The sequence below is a fragment of the Thiovibrio sp. Mzg5 genome (genome assembly GCF_055379285.1).
On the sequence record NZ_AP022872.1, the window covers coordinates 2,039,781 to 2,055,348 of the forward strand.

The 15,568-nt window shown below is 58.6% G+C and carries 10 protein-coding genes; 3 read left to right on the top strand and 7 right to left on the bottom strand.

Going from position 1 to position 15,568, the window contains the following annotated elements; all coding sequences use genetic code 11:
• Positions 1 to 86 precede the first annotated feature (86 nt).
• On the top strand, positions 87 to 2,150 hold the full coding sequence (locus ACZ46D_RS09375) for a GGDEF domain-containing protein (protein ID WP_464927175.1): 2,064 nt from the start codon (positions 87 to 89) through the stop codon (positions 2,148 to 2,150).
• Positions 2,151 to 2,184: 34 nt separating this feature from the next.
• On the opposite strand, the gene ACZ46D_RS09380 is transcribed toward ACZ46D_RS09375, so the two are convergent.
• The 3 genes from ACZ46D_RS09380 to mltA form a co-directional block, all read right to left on the bottom strand.
• On the bottom strand, positions 2,185 to 2,973 hold the full coding sequence (locus ACZ46D_RS09380) for a zinc ribbon domain-containing protein (protein WP_464927176.1): 789 nt from the start codon (positions 2,971 to 2,973) through the stop codon (positions 2,185 to 2,187).
• Positions 2,974 to 3,040: 67 nt separating this feature from the next.
• On the bottom strand, positions 3,041 to 4,219 hold the full coding sequence (locus ACZ46D_RS09385; RefSeq protein ID WP_464927177.1) for a type IV pilus twitching motility protein PilT: 1,179 nt from the start codon (positions 4,217 to 4,219) through the stop codon (positions 3,041 to 3,043).
• 85 nt (positions 4,220 to 4,304) lie between these two features.
• On the bottom strand, positions 4,305 to 5,498 hold the full coding sequence (gene mltA, locus ACZ46D_RS09390; RefSeq protein ID WP_464927178.1) for a murein transglycosylase A: 1,194 nt from the start codon (positions 5,496 to 5,498) through the stop codon (positions 4,305 to 4,307).
• Positions 5,499 to 5,744: 246 nt separating this feature from the next.
• Here mltA and acs point away from each other — a divergent pair, with 246 nt between their 5' ends.
• Positions 5,745 to 7,736 carry an acetate--CoA ligase gene (gene acs / locus ACZ46D_RS09395; RefSeq protein ID WP_464927179.1) on the top strand — a complete coding sequence of 664 codons (1,992 nt, stop codon included), beginning with the start codon at positions 5,745 to 5,747 and terminating at the stop codon, positions 7,734 to 7,736.
• 208 nt (positions 7,737 to 7,944) lie between these two features.
• Positions 7,945 to 9,267 (top strand): alanine/glycine:cation symporter family protein, encoded by a 1,323-nt coding sequence (locus tag ACZ46D_RS09400; protein WP_464927180.1) that lies wholly within the window; start codon positions 7,945 to 7,947, stop codon positions 9,265 to 9,267.
• A gap of 33 nt (positions 9,268 to 9,300) precedes the next feature.
• On the opposite strand, the gene ACZ46D_RS09405 is transcribed toward ACZ46D_RS09400, so the two are convergent.
• From ACZ46D_RS09405 to ilvD, 4 genes are read right to left on the bottom strand one after another with little or no spacing between them, the layout of a single operon-like run.
• Entirely contained in the window at positions 9,301 to 10,395 is a 1,095-nt protein-coding gene (locus ACZ46D_RS09405) for a lytic murein transglycosylase (protein ID WP_464927181.1), read from the bottom strand.
• Positions 10,396 to 10,403: 8 nt separating this feature from the next.
• Positions 10,404 to 11,366, bottom strand: coding sequence for an acetyltransferase (locus ACZ46D_RS09410; protein ID WP_464927182.1), 963 nt, complete (start codon positions 11,364 to 11,366; stop codon positions 10,404 to 10,406).
• 21 nt (positions 11,367 to 11,387) lie between these two features.
• Positions 11,388 to 13,820, bottom strand: coding sequence for an LPS-assembly protein LptD (locus ACZ46D_RS09415; protein ID WP_464927183.1), 2,433 nt, complete (start codon positions 13,818 to 13,820; stop codon positions 11,388 to 11,390).
• Entirely contained in the window at positions 13,820 to 15,508 is a 1,689-nt protein-coding gene (ilvD, locus tag ACZ46D_RS09420) for a dihydroxy-acid dehydratase (protein WP_464929279.1), read from the bottom strand. Before ilvD ends, ACZ46D_RS09415 begins: the two co-directional genes overlap by 1 nt.
• Positions 15,509 to 15,568: the final 60 nt, after the last annotated feature.

Sequence of the window (15,568 nt, forward strand, 5' to 3'; positions counted from 1 at the left end):
GATTTTTCCAACTCCAACAGCTACGATTAAAAGAAATCCTTTCTCACCGCAGGGGCTGGCCCCTTTCCCAAGACATGGACCATGGCATGGCAGGCATACTAAAAAAACCATTTTTCCCGCGACAGGTGAGCCTTGGCACCCTTGTTCTGGGATTTCTCCTTGTTTTCAGCTTCACCCCCTTGATTACGTTTTCCTTTTTTACCCTGAATGGCATCATCTCTCAGTTGAGCGCCATTGAAGAGAGCGAAGAGCTACACTTCATCAAGGATGAGCTGCATCACCTTGAAACAAGGATTGAGCATTACCAGCAGATGATCGACTTTGTCTCGCAGCTGCCAGCGGTCATGGAGATCCTGGATCGCGGGGAGAGTGGAGCCGGCAACATCCCCAAGGAGAAAGCCTTTCTCCGCTATACCGACGTGTTGAACAGGGCCTTTGCCAAAAATAACGACGTGGTGAGCATCCATGTCCTTGATCAGGATGCGATCGAGCAATTTTCCCTGATCAAGATAGCGGGCTCCACGAAATATAAACAGACCACAAACCTTCCGCTCACGGTTGAGCCGGAGTCAATCAAAAAGACTCTTGCCATGCAGGACAAGGGCTTTCTGATCATTCCTCTACGAAATAATCAGCAAGGAGAGGATCACCAGACCCACCAGCTGTTGCTCCGCATTCTCACCCCGATCCAGTCGGAAGGAGAAACGATCGGGGCCTATGTTGCCGACATTGATATGGGTGTACTCACTCAGGCCTTTCCCGGAATGCTCTGGGTCTTGCATGATGGTTGCTATCTCTCCGCGGAGACAAGGAATCCCTCAGCCTTCCTCGATTACCCTGGGCTCCAACAGATCTTTGCCTCGAAAAAAGCCGCGATCTGGGACATTGGTGGCCAGAAAATGGCCTGGCTCCCCTTTCTTGCCGGACAGGACGCGACAAGTACACTGTGGGCCGGGAAAAAGATTAATCTTGCCTCTGTACAGACAGCCAGGGAAAAAATCTTGTTCACCGTTCTGGTGGGACTTGTTTTGCTGCTGACTGTGGGGCTGGTCATCTCCTTCCTTTTTTCAAGACATGTGCGGCGTCTTTCACAGCAGTTCCTTGCCTGCCTAGAAAAATCCCTCCTCCAGCAGCAACAGAGCATGTGTAGCAAGAACGCGAGGATTCTGGAAATTTCCGCGTTCTCAAAAAAGCTGGATTCCCTCTTGGCCCGATACGGGGCCATGGAGCAGGAACGCCAGGATTCCCAGCGAAAACTGCAGGAAAGCGAGGATATCTTCCGGGTTGTTTTCAACTCGGTACAAAGCGCCGTGATTCTCATCGACAACCATGATGTAGTCCGTTTTTTCAACCCGGCAGCTGAGCAAGTTTTTGGGTACGAGCGCGGGGAGATTCTTGGCAAAAAGTTCCACCCGCTGATAGTTGTTGAAGAAATGCAACAAGCCGCGCAGGACGGTTTGGCAGAATTCTGGCGGACAGGCCAAGGGCCCATCATTGACACCTCCCGCGAACTCATGGCCAGAAAAAAAGATGGGAGGCTCTTTCCTGCCGAGGTGTTTATCTCCAAGATAAAAAAGGACGACGCCTATTGGGCCGTCGGCGCGGTGCTCGACATTACCGACCGCAAGGTCAAGGAAGAAAAACTGGTGATGCTGGCCACCATGGATGGCCTCACCGGGGTGTTCAACCGACGTCATTTTCTGTTTCTGGCGGAGCAGGAGGTGGCCCGGAGCAAGCGCTATAACAAGGATCTTTTTTTCCTGATGTTCGATCTTGACCATTTCAAAGAGGTCAACGACACCTTCGGCCATGAAACAGGAGACCGGATCCTGCAGGATTTTGCCTCGATCTGCACCGCAGGGTTGCGTCGCTCGGATATCTTCGGTCGGATGGGAGGGGAGGAGTTTGCCGCCCTTGTGGTGGAGACGGGAGAAGGGGAGGTCATGGCCGTGGCCGAGCGGATCCGGAAAAACTTTGCCTTACAAACCATTGCCAGGGATGAGATGGAGAAAAATCTCAGCGTCAGCATCGGGATCAGCCGGCTTGACCCCGTGACCGGCAGCCTGGAATCCGCGTATGCCGCAGCGGACATGGCCCTCTACGCCGCGAAAGATCAGGGCCGCAACAAGGTGGTTATGGCCTTGCGGTGATCATCCCGAAGAGGAGCAGAGGGGGTCGCAATACTTACTTCACCCCATAATTCCCCAGGGCTTCCAGGTATGGTCCGAACAGGTCATTGTAATCGTTCATCCCCCTTTTCAGGATGATGGAAAAATGGCTGGCATCGTTGTCGTTCACCACCAGATTAGCGCTGTTGGCCAACGCTTCCAGATCGTAGAGGGTACGAAATTCCGGGCCGATGAGGATATAAAAAATATAGCGCCGCCGGGACATGGCCATTTCCTGCAGATACTGGTGAACCGTGGAGCCTTCCAGTCCTCCCCCCTCAAACCTGCTGTGCAGCACCACCGCCTCAAAATTCATAAACTGCATCTTGGCGATGGCCTCTTCCGCAGAGCGGACATAGGTGGGCTGGTAGCCCATCTCGCCGAAAGCCATGGTCACCTGGGTGGTTATCTCCTCGTCCCCGATCATGATCAGGGCGTGCGGCACGTTCTCAACCGCCTCTTTTTCGCTGTACACCCCGCTGGAGAGCCAGCCGAGATCAGGCGGCTTGGGCGCGGCTGGCGGCAGGCGCACCGGCTGGGGTTTTTTCTGGGCCGCAGCCACCATCCCCACCGCCGCCTGATCCTCATTGCCGGTATGCTCGGCAAAAAGCACATCCATCAAGGCGCCCGCCGGTTGACCGGCCACCGAGCCGTCACTGTTGAGTTCGATGGGATGTTTACATTTCGGACAGCCGATTTTCAGGGTTTTCCCTACGGAGAGCGAGGCAAGGGCGCTCTTGATTTTTTCAAGCTGGGCTTCACTCAGCATGAGGGTATGCTGGCACTGGGGGCACTGGACAAGCATGATTTCCTCCGATAGTAGCTGCCAGCTTAAAGCTATAAGCTAACAGCTGTAAGCTGTAAAACGGCTCCTAAAACCCTGAGCGCCGCTTCTCTTCCTGCTTCACATCCATGCCCAGGCCGGTGATCCCGGTGGTGGACTCACCCCGGGCGGACTTGATGCTGTCCAACCCACGGTTGACCGCGGTTTTCCGGGTGCAGTAGCTGGCCGCAGTCTCCTCGGTGATCAGACCGTCCTCGTACAATTCCAGGATGTGCTGGTCAAAGGTCTGCCAGCCAAGGGCCTTGGCATCGGCAATAATGTCATAGAAGGTCTTGTCTTCCGTTTCCCCGTTCATGATCAGCTCGCGTACCCGCAGGTTCATGCCCATGATCTCGAAGGCCGCCACCCGGCCGCCGCCGACCTTGGGCAAAAGCCGCTGGCAGACAATCCAGCGGATGGTGTCCACCAGGCGGTTGCGCACCTGGGCCTGTTCCTCCTGTTCGAACATACCCAAGACCCGGTTGATGGTCTGCCCCGCGTCCACGGTGTGCAGGGTGGAGAGCACCAGATGCCCGGTTTCCGCGGCGGAAAGGCCGATCTCCATGGTCTCCCGATCGCGCATCTCGCCCACCAGAATAACCTTGGGCGCCTGCCGCAAGGCGGCCCGCAGGCCGGAGGCAAAGGAGTCGAAATCATTGCCCAACTCCCGCTGGTTAAAGGTCGCCATCTTGTGCTGGTGCACATACTCGATGGGATCTTCCAGGGTGACGATGTGCACCGGCTTCTCGTCGTTGATCTTGTCCAACAACGCGGCCAGACTGGTGGATTTACCGGAACCGGTGGCGCCGGTGACGAGAATGATGCCGTTGCGCTCCCCGGCCATTTTGTGGAAGAGCTTGGGCAGGTTCAGCTGGCTGATGGTGGGAATCTGCATCTCCAACTTCCGCAACACCGTGGAAAGGTTGGTCTTTTGCGAGAAAACATTCACCCGGAACCGGGCCTTCTGGCCCAACCAGTAAGAAAGATCGCAGGAGCCGTGCTTGACCAGATCATCGAGCAGTCTCTTGTTGCCGCCGATGAGATTCAAGGCAAAGACCTCGGCCTGGAAAGGGGTGAGCGAAGGGACAGGCGGCTCCACCACCACCGGCACCAGCTGCCCGGAGGTCTCCACCTGCAGAGGCTTGCCCACCGTGATATTGAGGTCGGAAACATTGCCGTAGGTTTCCAACATGCTGGTGATCCAATAATCTATTTCCGTCTGCTTCATGACCGTCCCCTCTCCAACATGTTCCGTCGCCTGAGCAACCCGATGCCCTGCAAGAATTGTATAAGAACGGGCCGGATTCTGACAACTATTTCTTTTTCACCAGAAAATACAGATTGCCCGGATGCTTCATGTTGCCGGCCGCCACCTCGGCATAACTCCCACCCCCCCAAAACAGATCAAGCCGCCCAGCTCCGGTGATGGCGGAACCGGAATCCTGATTCACCACGAAACGGCCCAAAGGCTCCCAGCCGACAATCTCCCCGGCCGCATTGACTCTTGGCTTGCGGGTCGTCAAAAAAGCGAGGCCACCGGGCGGGAAACATTCCTGATCCAGGGCCACCGAGCGGCCAGGAGTCAGGGGCTCTCCCAGGCAACCCAAGGGGCCGACCGCACCATCATCCCCCCAGCGGAAGAAGACAAAGGAGTCGTTATGGTGCAGGATACCCTCCTGCTCCTCGGGGTGCTCCTTGAGATAGCGGACGATCCTGGGCATGGTCGCCTCTTCCTTCCGCATCACCCCTTTTTCCACCAACAGCCGGCCGATGCTGCGGTACTCGTGCCCGTTTTTCGCGGCAAACTGCACCCGCCGCAACGAACCGTCCGCAAGCTGTATCTGGCCGGACCCTTGAATATGCAGGATAAAGGCATCCACCGGATCAGCCAGGTAGACCAGTTCTTGCCCGGCCAGTAACCGGCCCTTCTCGATCTCACCCCGGGTAGGATAGGGGACAAGGCTGCCGTTCTCCATCCTGCCTGTTTTCTTCTCCCTCCCCTTGCCGCCGGGAATGGAAACCAGGTCCAAGGGCTTACGGTATAACGGATAGTGGTAAATAGCCGTCTTTACCAAACTGGCCTTGAAAAGGGGTTCAAAATACCCGGTGAGAAACATCTTATGGTCCGAGGCCCGCCCCGTTGCCTGGCACAGGGTAAACTCTTTTTTAAGGATAGCGGTCAAGGCCTTGGCCGAGGGTTTTTCTGCAATGATCCGCTGAAAGGCGAGCAGGGATTCGATGAGCCAGCTGACCGAATACTCTTCCCCGCAGAGGACAAAGGCCTTTCCCCCGGGAAGCTGCCGGAGATAGTGCACACTCCGGTCAATGGCCGGAACGAGAGACTCATATGCCAGGTCATCCTGAAACAGAGGCGGTTCCGCCGCAAGCGGTACGGTGGCAGCCTGGCCGCATTGGGCAACCACGGGCTGGGGCAAGGCAAAAAAGAGCCCGCAACCCAGAATAATCAGGCCGGAAAAAATCCGTATTGTCTCTGTCAAGGTCCGCATCCGCTCCTAGCCTCCTCATGGTGTTTGAACGCGTTGCACCATAGCAGAAAATGCCCGGCAATGCACCTCCGAAGCACGATCCGCAAGGGTGGGGTCCTCTGCCCCGCCCGGTCTTTCGCAGGCTCAGAGCCATGTCCCGCCCATGATAAAAAAATGTGGCAATTGTCGCTTACACTCGTTATATATTTCTACCCACTTAGGTATATACCCCTATATCCCCGGCTTTAGAAACTTTCGGAGGTACTGATGAGCGACGATAAAAAAATTGAAAGCATGATGCAGGAAAAACGCCTTTTCGCCCCGCCGGCTGCGGGCCAGAAGCAGGCCCATGTCAAGAGCATGGCTGACTACGAAGCCCTGTACAAGCGCTCCATGGAGGATCCGGAAGGCTTTTGGGCCGACCGCGCCAAGGAGCTGCTCACCTGGGAAAAGCCGTGGACCAAGGTGCTTGAGGCGGACATGCACAAGCCCGAGATCAAATGGTTTCAGGGCGGCAGGCTGAACGTTTCCTACAACTGCCTGGATCGCCATCTCACCAACGGCCGGCGCAACAAGGCGGCCATCATCTTCCAGGGCGAACCCGAAGAAGATGTCCGGGTCTACACCTACCAGATGCTGCACACCGAAGTCTGCCGCTTCGCCAACGTGCTCAAGAAGATGGGGGTAAAAAAAGGCGACCGGGTTGCCGTGTATCTGCCCATGATCCCCGAGCTTTCCATCACCCTGCTGGCCTGCACCCGGATCGGCGCCATCCACAGCGTGGTTTTCGCCGGTTTCTCCGCCCAGAGCCTCAAGAGCCGCATCCAGGACTGCGAGGCCAAGGTGCTGGTCACCGCCGACGCGGTGCTGCGGGCCGGCAAGACCATCCCCCTCAAACCTGCGGCCGACGATGCCCTCCAGGGCTGTGATTCCGTCAAACAGTGCATCGTGGTCAAACGGGCCGGCAACGAGATCGCCATGAAGGATGGCCGTGATTTCTGGTGGCACACGGAAATGGCCGCCGACGGCATCTCCGGCCAGTGCGCCCCGGAAAGCATGGAGGCGGAGGACAACCTCTTCATCCTCTACACCTCCGGCTCCACCGGCAAACCCAAGGGCGTGGTCCATACGACCGGCGGCTATCTGACCTATGTGGCGCACACCACCCAGTGGGTCTTCGACATCAAAGACGACGATGTGCACTGGTGCACCGCCGATATCGGCTGGATCACCGGCCACAGCTATATCCTCTACGGGCCGCTGGCCCTGGGCGCGACGACTCTGATGTTCGAAGGGGTGCCTTCCTGGCCCGCACCCGACCGTTTCTGGCATATCTGCGAGAAATTCCGGGTCAACATTTTCTACACCGCGCCCACTGTTATCCGCGCCCTGATGCGCGAAGGCTCCAAGTGGACGGAAAAATACGACCTCTCCTCCCTGCGCGTCTTGGGGTCGGTGGGCGAGCCCATCAATCCGGAAGCGTGGATGTGGTACCACGAGCACATCGGCAAGAGCAAGCTGCCCATTGTCGATACCTGGTGGCAGACCGAGACCGGCGGCATCATGATCTCCGGCCTGCCCTTTGCCACCCCGCTCAAACCCGGCTCTGCCACCCGGCCCCTGCCCGGCATCGACGCGGCCATCCTCCGCGAAGACGGCTCCGAAGCGGCGCCCAACGAGGGCGGTCATCTGGTGATCCGCAAACCCTGGCCCGGCATGCTCCGCGGCGTTTACCGCGATCCAGGCCGCTACAAAAAGACCTACTTCACCCGTTACGAGGGCATCTACGATCCGGAAGACGGGGCAAGAAAGGACGAGGACGGCTACTTCTGGGTCATGGGCCGCCTGGACGACGTAATCAATGTCTCCGGCCACCGCTTGGGCACCGCCGAAATCGAATCCGCCCTGGTGGCGCACCCGCAGGTAGCCGAGGCAGCGGTGGTCGGCGCGCCCCACGAAATCAAGGGCCAGACCATCTACGCCTATGTTTCCTTGAAGTCCGGGATCGAACCTTCCGACGAACTGCGCGCCGCCCTGCGCACCCATGTCCGCAAGGAGATCGGCCCCATCGCCACTCCGGAATTCATCCAGTTTGCCGACGGGCTGCCCAAAACGAGAAGCGGCAAGATCATGCGGAGAATCCTGCGCAAAATCTCGGCAGGTGAAACCGAGGCCCATGACTTCGGCGATATCTCCACCCTGGCCGATCCTTCCGTGGTTTCCACCCTGGTGGACGGCAGCAAGGATTTCGTCAAGTAAACGGAGCTCTTCATAGCATCACAACAAAAAAGGAGGCGGGGGAAAATTCCCCGGCTCCTTTTTTGTTGGCGCTTCCCGCCCAACCTTTCAGAATATTTACCAAGTCATACACCCCCCGCTTTATCCCCTTTGCTTCCCCCGCCTTTTCAGGTATTTTGACCGGGCAGATTCACGTTGCCCGTCAAGAACCTTCACATAAGGCGCATCCATGGCTTCCATCGAATTATTGATTTCCACCCTCTCCGGCTGGGTATGGGGACCACCCATGCTGGTGCTGCTGGTGGGGACCGGCCTGTACCTGACCATAATCCTGCGTGGCATGCAGTTTCGCGCCCTGCCCCATGCCCTGCGCCTGATCTGGCACAAGGAGCACGCCGGCGACGGCGACATCAGCCATTTTGCCGCGCTGATGACGGCCCTGGCCGCTACGGTGGGAATCGGCAACATCGTCGGCGTGGCCACCGCCATCACCCTCGGCGGGCCTGGGGCGGTATTCTGGATGTGGATGACCGGCCTGGTCGGCATGGCCACCAAATACGCGGAAGCGGTGCTGGCCGTGAAATACCGGGAAAAAGGCGAACACGGCATGCGCGGCGGCCCCATGTACTATCTGGCCAAAGGCGCGGGCCTGCCGAAGCTGGCCTGGCTCTTCGCCCTGTTCACCGCCCTGGCGACCTTCGGCATCGGCAATATGACCCAGGCCAATGCAGTGGCCACCATTTTCCAATCGACCTTCGGCGTCGAACCCTGGCTCACCGGCACAGTGCTGATGCTCCTCACCGGGCTGGTAATCCTGGGGGGCATCAAGTCCATCGGCAGGTTCACCTCGCTTTTGGTGCCGTTCATGATCGTCGGCTACACCGGCTCTGCCCTGGTGGTGCTGGCACTCAACCTCAGCGAAATCCCCCACGCCCTGGGACTAATTTTCCAACACGCCTTCACCCCTGCCGCAGCCTCCGGCGGCTTTGCCGGCTCGGTGGTCGCCGCCTCCATGCGCTACGGGATCGCGCGCGGCGTCTTTTCCAATGAGTCGGGGTTGGGTTCCTCCCCCATTGCCGCTGCCGCCGCCCGAACCCGCGATCCGGTCAAACAGGCGCTGGTGAGCATGACCCAGACCTTTATCGATACCCTGGTGGTCTGCACCATGACCGCCATGGTGATCCTGACCAGTCACGCCTGGCTGGAAGGGGTGGCGCCGGGGCAATTGACCAGCGTCAGTTTCGGCGAAACTCTGGGCCATGCCGGCGTAGTGATTGTCGCCGTTGCCACGGCACTCTTCGCCTACTCCACTCTGATCGGCTGGAATTACTATGGGGAAAAGGCCATCGAATATCTGGCCGGTCGCCGCGCCATTGCCCCCTACCGGGTGGTCTTCGTCGCGGTGGTGGTCGTGGGCGCGATGATGAAACTGGAATTCGTCTGGAATTTCTCCGACCTGATGAACGGGATGATGGCCATCCCCAACATTGTCGGCTTGCTGCTGCTCTCCCAGGTGGTCAAGGCAGAAACCGAGCGGTATTTTAAGGGCTAGACTCCAGACCGGTGACCACAGAGAACAACCCCGCTATTCCTTGAGTTTTTCCGCCAGTTCGGCGGCCACCATGGCGTAGCGGTTGGAGTTGTTCCATTTAGTAATGGCCTGGAAGTTCGGGTAGCCGGCAACATACCGCAGGCCACCGTCCCGCAGCTCAAGGCCGACAATGGTAAGCTCCTTGTTCTCCGGGGACGGCGGCAGGTCAACCCCCTGAATCTTTTTCACCTCCGCGCAAGAAACAAAGCCTTTCCGCCCCTTGGCATAGGCTTTTTCCAGCTTCCCCCCCTTCAGCTTCTTGCCAATTTCCCGGTAGATCGGAGCCTTGAAGGTCCAGCCGAATCTATGGAGATAATTGGCAATGCTGGCCAGAACATCGGGCACGGATTCCCAGACATCGCGGCGGCCATCCCCGTCAAAATCCACGGCGTAGAGGCGAAAACTTGAGGGGATGAACTGGGTCTGGCCAAAGGCCCCGCCATAGGAGCCGGTGATGATCAGCGGATCAACCCCGTTTTCCCGACAGAGCAGGAGGTATTCGATCAACTGCTCCCGATAGAACTTGCTGCGGCGGGGATAGGCGTCAAACATGGTATTGAGGGTCTGAAACATGCTGAAGGCCCCCTTATGCTTGCCAAACTGAGTTTCGATGCCCCAGATGGCCACGACAACCTCCCGTTCGACCCCCAGCTCTTTTTCAATCCGGTCCAGCACCTCCCGGTGTTCGCAAAGAAGCCTCTTGCCCTGTTCGATCATCTGCGGGGTAATAAAACGCGGCGAATACTCGAAATAGGGCTTGGCCTCCCACTGGGTATCCATGAGCTCCAGCACCCGTTTCTTGATGGTGACCCCGGCAAAGAGACGGTCCAACTCTTCCTGGCTGAAGCCGTGGTGCGTCACTAGTTCCTGGAACAACTCCTGATAGCGCGGGGTGGTAAGATCGATGGCCTGCCCGTCCTCAACCCGCCCGGAAGGCAGCAACGGCGGCTTGGCGGCTGGCAGCGGCGACGGCTTAATAGCCAACGGCGACGGCTCCCTGGCCTCGGTCCCGACCAAACTCGGCGGACGACAGGACACGATGGTGCAGGACAGGAGAAGAGACAAAACAACAACGGTTCTATGCAACACGAAAAACCTCATGGGGAAAACACCTCGAAAAATTTCTGAAAAAAATCCTCAACCTGGACGGCAGGCAGGGCATTGATCCCGGCCGCCGCAGCCCGGCCGCCGCCGGTGGCAAAAGCGCGACACAGGCTGTCGGCCCCGGCACGCCGGACAAGGGGCGCACGCACGCTGACCATAAAGGTATCGTCGCCATTGTCCACCAAGAGGGCGTGGGCCATGTCCGACTTTTCCCTGGCCTTTTCGTTGCTGAACACCCCGGCTATCCGGTTGGCCCATTTTTCCGCAGGAAAGACGAAAATCCGGCCATGGGCTGTTTCCCGCCAGGGCTTCACCGCATTGGCCCGCCGCAGGTCATCGGCAAAACCCTGGCGCAGCAAGGCGAGAATCTCCGCCTCTTCACAAAAGGCCAGGGGGTCGACATAGGGCTGTACCGCCGCATAGAGCGCCTGGGGCGGCAGATGCAGATCCGCCACCTTTTGGCCATAGCCGTTGTAGTTCATCAACTCGCCCAGTTCCCGCAACCGCTCCACCTGGTGTTCGGTCAAATCCAAGGTGGCTGCGGCTTTACGGGCCGAAGCATGCAGATTGTCGCCAAAGGCGGCAGCCACGGCCCATCCCCGGAAACGGCCGCCCAACAAGCCATCGACGATAAGGGAGGTGCAGATCTCGGGGCTGGGATCAAGGTGGGCAATCAGGTTGGGGCTGTGCGGCAAATCACCGGCGTAATGGTGATCCACGTAAAAAACCCGGCAGGACTCAAGCAGTTGCAGCAAGGAGAGCCGGTTGCTGTCCAGGGAGATATCCAGCACGGTAAGCTCAGCCCCCCGCACCTGGGCCACCTGGTCAAGAAGCCGGATATCCCGCTTGACCCCGGTCACCAGCGTGGCCTCCCGGGGCTCGGCCAACCGGAGCTGATGCAGGGCGCAGATGCCGTCCGCATCGCCGTTGAAGATGTCGTAATACGCCGTGGTCATGCCGCCATCCTGCTCTCGGAATCAGAGATTGCCCTTACCCCAGCGAGCAATGCGGCCGACACCATCAAGGGAGAAGATGAGCATCACCCGCTGGTCATCGGGAGTCCTGCTTGTCTCCAGCTCCATCATCCAGCAGGCGGGCTGATAGGTCAGAATAACCCGGGATTCCACCGTATGCTTCTCGGAAAATGACTTGTTCAGATAGGCGGTGGCCGAGAGGGTTTCGGTCAGCCGCGTCCCGGCCATGCCGATCAGGTCATGGGTCGACTCTCCGAGATCGGTATAAAAATAGGGGGCGATCATCCCGCTGTCCTTCAGATACCGGTAATTGAGGCCAAGCGTATGCCCGCCGGCAAAATTATACTGATTGAGCAACTCGTACCGAGTCACGCCTTTCCCGTACATACTCACGTTGGTCTGATAGCCGAGCGCCCAGTTCGACACCGGAGACACTGTCGCCTCAAATCTGAGATCGGACCAGTCATACCGCTTGCCTTCCCCAGTCAAGCCTAAACTTTCCGGGTTTTCCTGCCGCAAATCGTAGGTCTGCAAGATCTTGAACAACCCGAGATTGCGGTTCCAAAAGCCTCCACGCTCGCTGCTACCGCCAACTTCAAAATAATTATTGAGCTGCCAGGTCAGCCAGTTTCTTCTCTCCAACCGGTCCGTGCTGTCGAAATAACCAGGTGTATTATCAGGAAAGGTTGGGTTTTCACCAAAACTTGCCAACTCCTGGGTTCTCGTTAGGTATTCATACAAAAGGTTGGGCCGCACCATGTGCTCAAGCCAACCGCTATTCCCCAGCTCAAAATCGCGCAGAAGGATGGTGGCCATGTTTCCGGTAAAATCATAGGCCTGTCTGTCCTGGAAATGATCCTTATCCCAAGAGGAATCCCCGTACGATTCAAGCTGGTACGCCGTTTCCCGTGCCCCGCCGCTGACCTTACCCTCGACCCATCCGCCCCGGGGCAGAAAGGAGATCAGCTTGGGATGCAGATCCAACCGCTGGGTCCCGACCCCCTCTTCCCGCCAGTAATTGACGTACTCCGACTCCCAGGAGGTGCTCATCCGTGTGCCGCTGATGGGTATGCGCCCGGTGAAATCAAGCCGGGGCAACGCCTGCAAGGGGCTGGTTGTCCGGGACAAAATCGAATATTCCCCCGCCTCCAGCACGTTATTTCCGTTATCCGCGCCAAGCTGGATATCGTTGGCCGTATTTTGCCTGGTCCGCAGTTCCCCGCTGGCAACCATGTTCGGCCAAACCTTGATCAGCTGCAAGGAAGACTCCCGCTCAAAAATAGTTTCCTCCCGCAGATCCCGGCCAAACTGGTCAAGAAACAAGAGATTGCTCGCCGTATAGCCCATGGAGCCTTCCTTGAATTCCTGCAGGTAATCCTGGTCGGAAACAAGGTCAAGATCAAGCCTGCCGGTCAGGTGGTCGCCGAAATCATGGTTGGCCTTACCCCGCAACCAGTAACGATTGGCCTCTCGCCGGATAAGCCCATCGCTTTTATATTCATTGGTGAGATCCGCGCCGTCGACAAGATCATCGTGCATATAACTGAGCATGAAGGTCCCGTAGGACTCAGGCCCTTTCACATAGCGGAACTCCCCCCCGTATTGGACGCCCCTCTCGGAGAGATAGCCGGGATAGAGGGTGATATCCGTGCTGGGGGAGACATTGAGGAAAACCGGGACCATGAGGCCGAACCCGCTCCGGGTGGAATGCGACCATTCCGGAAAGAGCACGCCGCTTTCCCGTTTGGTCTTGGCGGGAAAGGTGAAATACGGGGTGTAAGCCAGCGGTGCATTCTTGACATGAAAGACGGCGTTGGTCATCTGGGCCATGCCGTCCACCGTGAGATTGGTCGTGCTGCTGGTAAACGACCAGGGCGGACTCTTGCCCTCTTCAGGTTTACAGGCGGTGGCCCAACCTTTTTTCAAGATGTAGCTGAACTCCCCTGTTTTCACCACCTCTTGCCCGGTGACATACATATGGGTTTCGGCCATGAAGATGGTGGAATCGGTGAAGGTGCCGGTCTCGGCCTCAAGATTGAGATCCGCGCTGTTGGCGGTGATCTCGTCGCGGCCCGAGAGGATGTAGACATTGCCCCGGGCTTTGACCGTGCCGCGCTCCTTATCATAACGGGCCCAATCCGCCCGGATGAACATGCCGCCAGGCCCCTGGCTCTTGGGCCGGACCACAACAACATTGCCCTCGGCCAGAATACTGTCCGGGTCATTGAGATGCACGAGGCTATCCGCCGTGATCTCCCAGGGAATGGGCCGGGCCGACGCCTGATCAGGCCCGAAGCCGACAAGGGCGGCCAAGGTCACCACGATGCTGCACCACAGGATGCCGCCTGGAGTTATCCGTCTCTCTGCCATGTCTTCCCCGTCAGGCGTGATGCGGGGCGGGGGTTGCATTGCAACCCCACGCTCTGTTCTTGCCATCAATCCGCCTGCCGGTTGCAGGCATCATCTCTCATAACGGCGCCGGTGCTGCCGGAGGTCACCATCCTGGCATAACGGGCCATGTAGCCGGTGGTGATCTTCGGCGCGGGCGGCTGCCAGTTGTGCTGTCGCTGGGTCAGAATCCCTTCCGCCAGAACCAGTTCGATCGACTTGTGCCGGATATCAATGGTGATCCGGTCACCTTCCTCGACAAAGGCAATGGGACCGCCATCCGCCGCTTCCGGCGAGACATGACCGATACAGGCCCCCTGGGTTCCGCCGCTGAAACGCCCGTCGGTGATCAGGGCCACGCTCTTACCAAGCCCCATGCCGACAATGGCCGAGGTCGGGGAGAGCATCTCCGGCATGCCGGGCCCGCCCTTGGGACCGCAGTAGCGGATGACCACCACATCGCCGGCCTTGATCTTGCCGCCTAAGATAGCGGCCTGGGCCTCGTTCTCGGATTCGAACACCCGGGCCGGGCCGCTGTGCTTGAGCATCTCTTCGGCCACCGCCGACTGCTTGACCACGCAGCCGTCCGGGGCCAGATTTCCGTAAAGCACGGCGATGCCGCCAAAGGCATGGTAGGGCTCATCCACGGGCCGGATGATGTCGGCATCCCGCACCTGAACCTTTTCCAGATTTTCGCGCAGGGTCTTGCCGGTAACGGTCATGACATCCAAATTCAGGCCCGCCTCGGTGTTGAGCAGTTCGCTCATCACCGCCGGCACTCCCCCAGCCTCGTCCAACTGCTGCAGGCTGTGCGGCCCGCCGGGGATCAGACTGCAGAGATGGGGCACCCGCTCGCTCACCTCGTTGAACAGGGCCAGGGGCAGATCCACCCCTGCTTCCTTGGCGATGGCGGGCACATGGAGGACGGTGTTGGTGGAGCAGCCCAGGGCCATGTCGATGGCCATGGCGTTTTCAAAGGCGGCGCGGGTGGCGATATCCCGGGGGCGGATGTCCTCGGCCAGCAGCCGCATCACCGCCATGCCCGCCTCCTTGGCCAGCCTGATCCGGGCCGCAGCCACCGCCGGAATGGTGCCGTTGCCCGGCAGGCCGAGGCCGATGGCCTCGGTGAGGCAATTCATCGAATTGGCAGTGAACATCCCGGCGCAGGAACCGCAACCGGGGCAGGCATGGTCTTCGAGTTCGGCCAGTTCTTCCAGGCTCATGGTTTCGGCCTTCACCCGGCCAACCCCTTCGAACACGCTGATCAGATGCACGTCCTTACCGCGGAAACGCCCGGTGAGCATGGGCCCACCGCTCACCATGATGGCCGGGATATTGACCCGCAGCATGGCCATGAGCATGCCGGGCGTCACCTTGTCGCAGTTGGGAATCATCACCAGGGCGTCAAAGGGGTGGGCCATGGCCATGATCTCCACCGAGTCGGCGATGATCTCACGGCTTGCCAGGGAATACTTCATGCCCATATGGTTCATGGCCAGGCCGTCGCAAACCCCGATGGTCCCGAAGGCGATGGGAGTGCCCCCGGCGATACGGACCCCGGTTTTCACCGCTTCCAGAATCTTGTCAAGATGGATATGGCCGGGAATGATCTCGTTGTGGGCGTGCGCAATACCGATCAACGGCCGCCGGATTTCCTCGTCGGTGTAGCCCATGGCCTTGAGCAGGGAACGATGCGGCGCCCGCTCCACCCCTTTGCGTATTGCATCACTGCGCATTTTTTTCATAGGTCGATTCCCGTCGATTGTCCTGATTTTTTCATGTCTTCAATAAGAAGG

Excerpts from the sequence above, each read along its gene's own strand:
- ACZ46D_RS09400 (WP_464927180.1), top strand. The coding sequence starts at position 7,945 with ATGGCTTCCATCGAATTATTGATTTCCACCCTCTCCGGCTGGGTATGG.
- acs (WP_464927179.1), top strand. The coding sequence starts at position 5,745 with ATGAGCGACGATAAAAAAATTGAAAGCATGATGCAGGAAAAACGCCTT.
- ACZ46D_RS09375 (WP_464927175.1), top strand. The coding sequence starts at position 87 with ATGGCAGGCATACTAAAAAAACCATTTTTCCCGCGACAGGTGAGCCTT.
- ACZ46D_RS09410 (WP_464927182.1), bottom strand. The coding sequence starts at position 11,366 with ATGACCACGGCGTATTACGACATCTTCAACGGCGATGCGGACGGCATC.
- ACZ46D_RS09380 (WP_464927176.1), bottom strand. The coding sequence starts at position 2,973 with ATGCTTGTCCAGTGCCCCCAGTGCCAGCATACCCTCATGCTGAGTGAA.
- mltA (WP_464927178.1), bottom strand. The coding sequence starts at position 5,498 with ATGCGGACCTTGACAGAGACAATACGGATTTTTTCCGGCCTGATTATT.
- ilvD (WP_464929279.1), bottom strand. The coding sequence starts at position 15,508 with ATGCGCAGTGATGCAATACGCAAAGGGGTGGAGCGGGCGCCGCATCGT.
- ACZ46D_RS09415 (WP_464927183.1), bottom strand. The coding sequence starts at position 13,820 with ATGGCAAGAACAGAGCGTGGGGTTGCAATGCAACCCCCGCCCCGCATC.
- ACZ46D_RS09385 (WP_464927177.1), bottom strand. The coding sequence starts at position 4,219 with ATGAAGCAGACGGAAATAGATTATTGGATCACCAGCATGTTGGAAACC.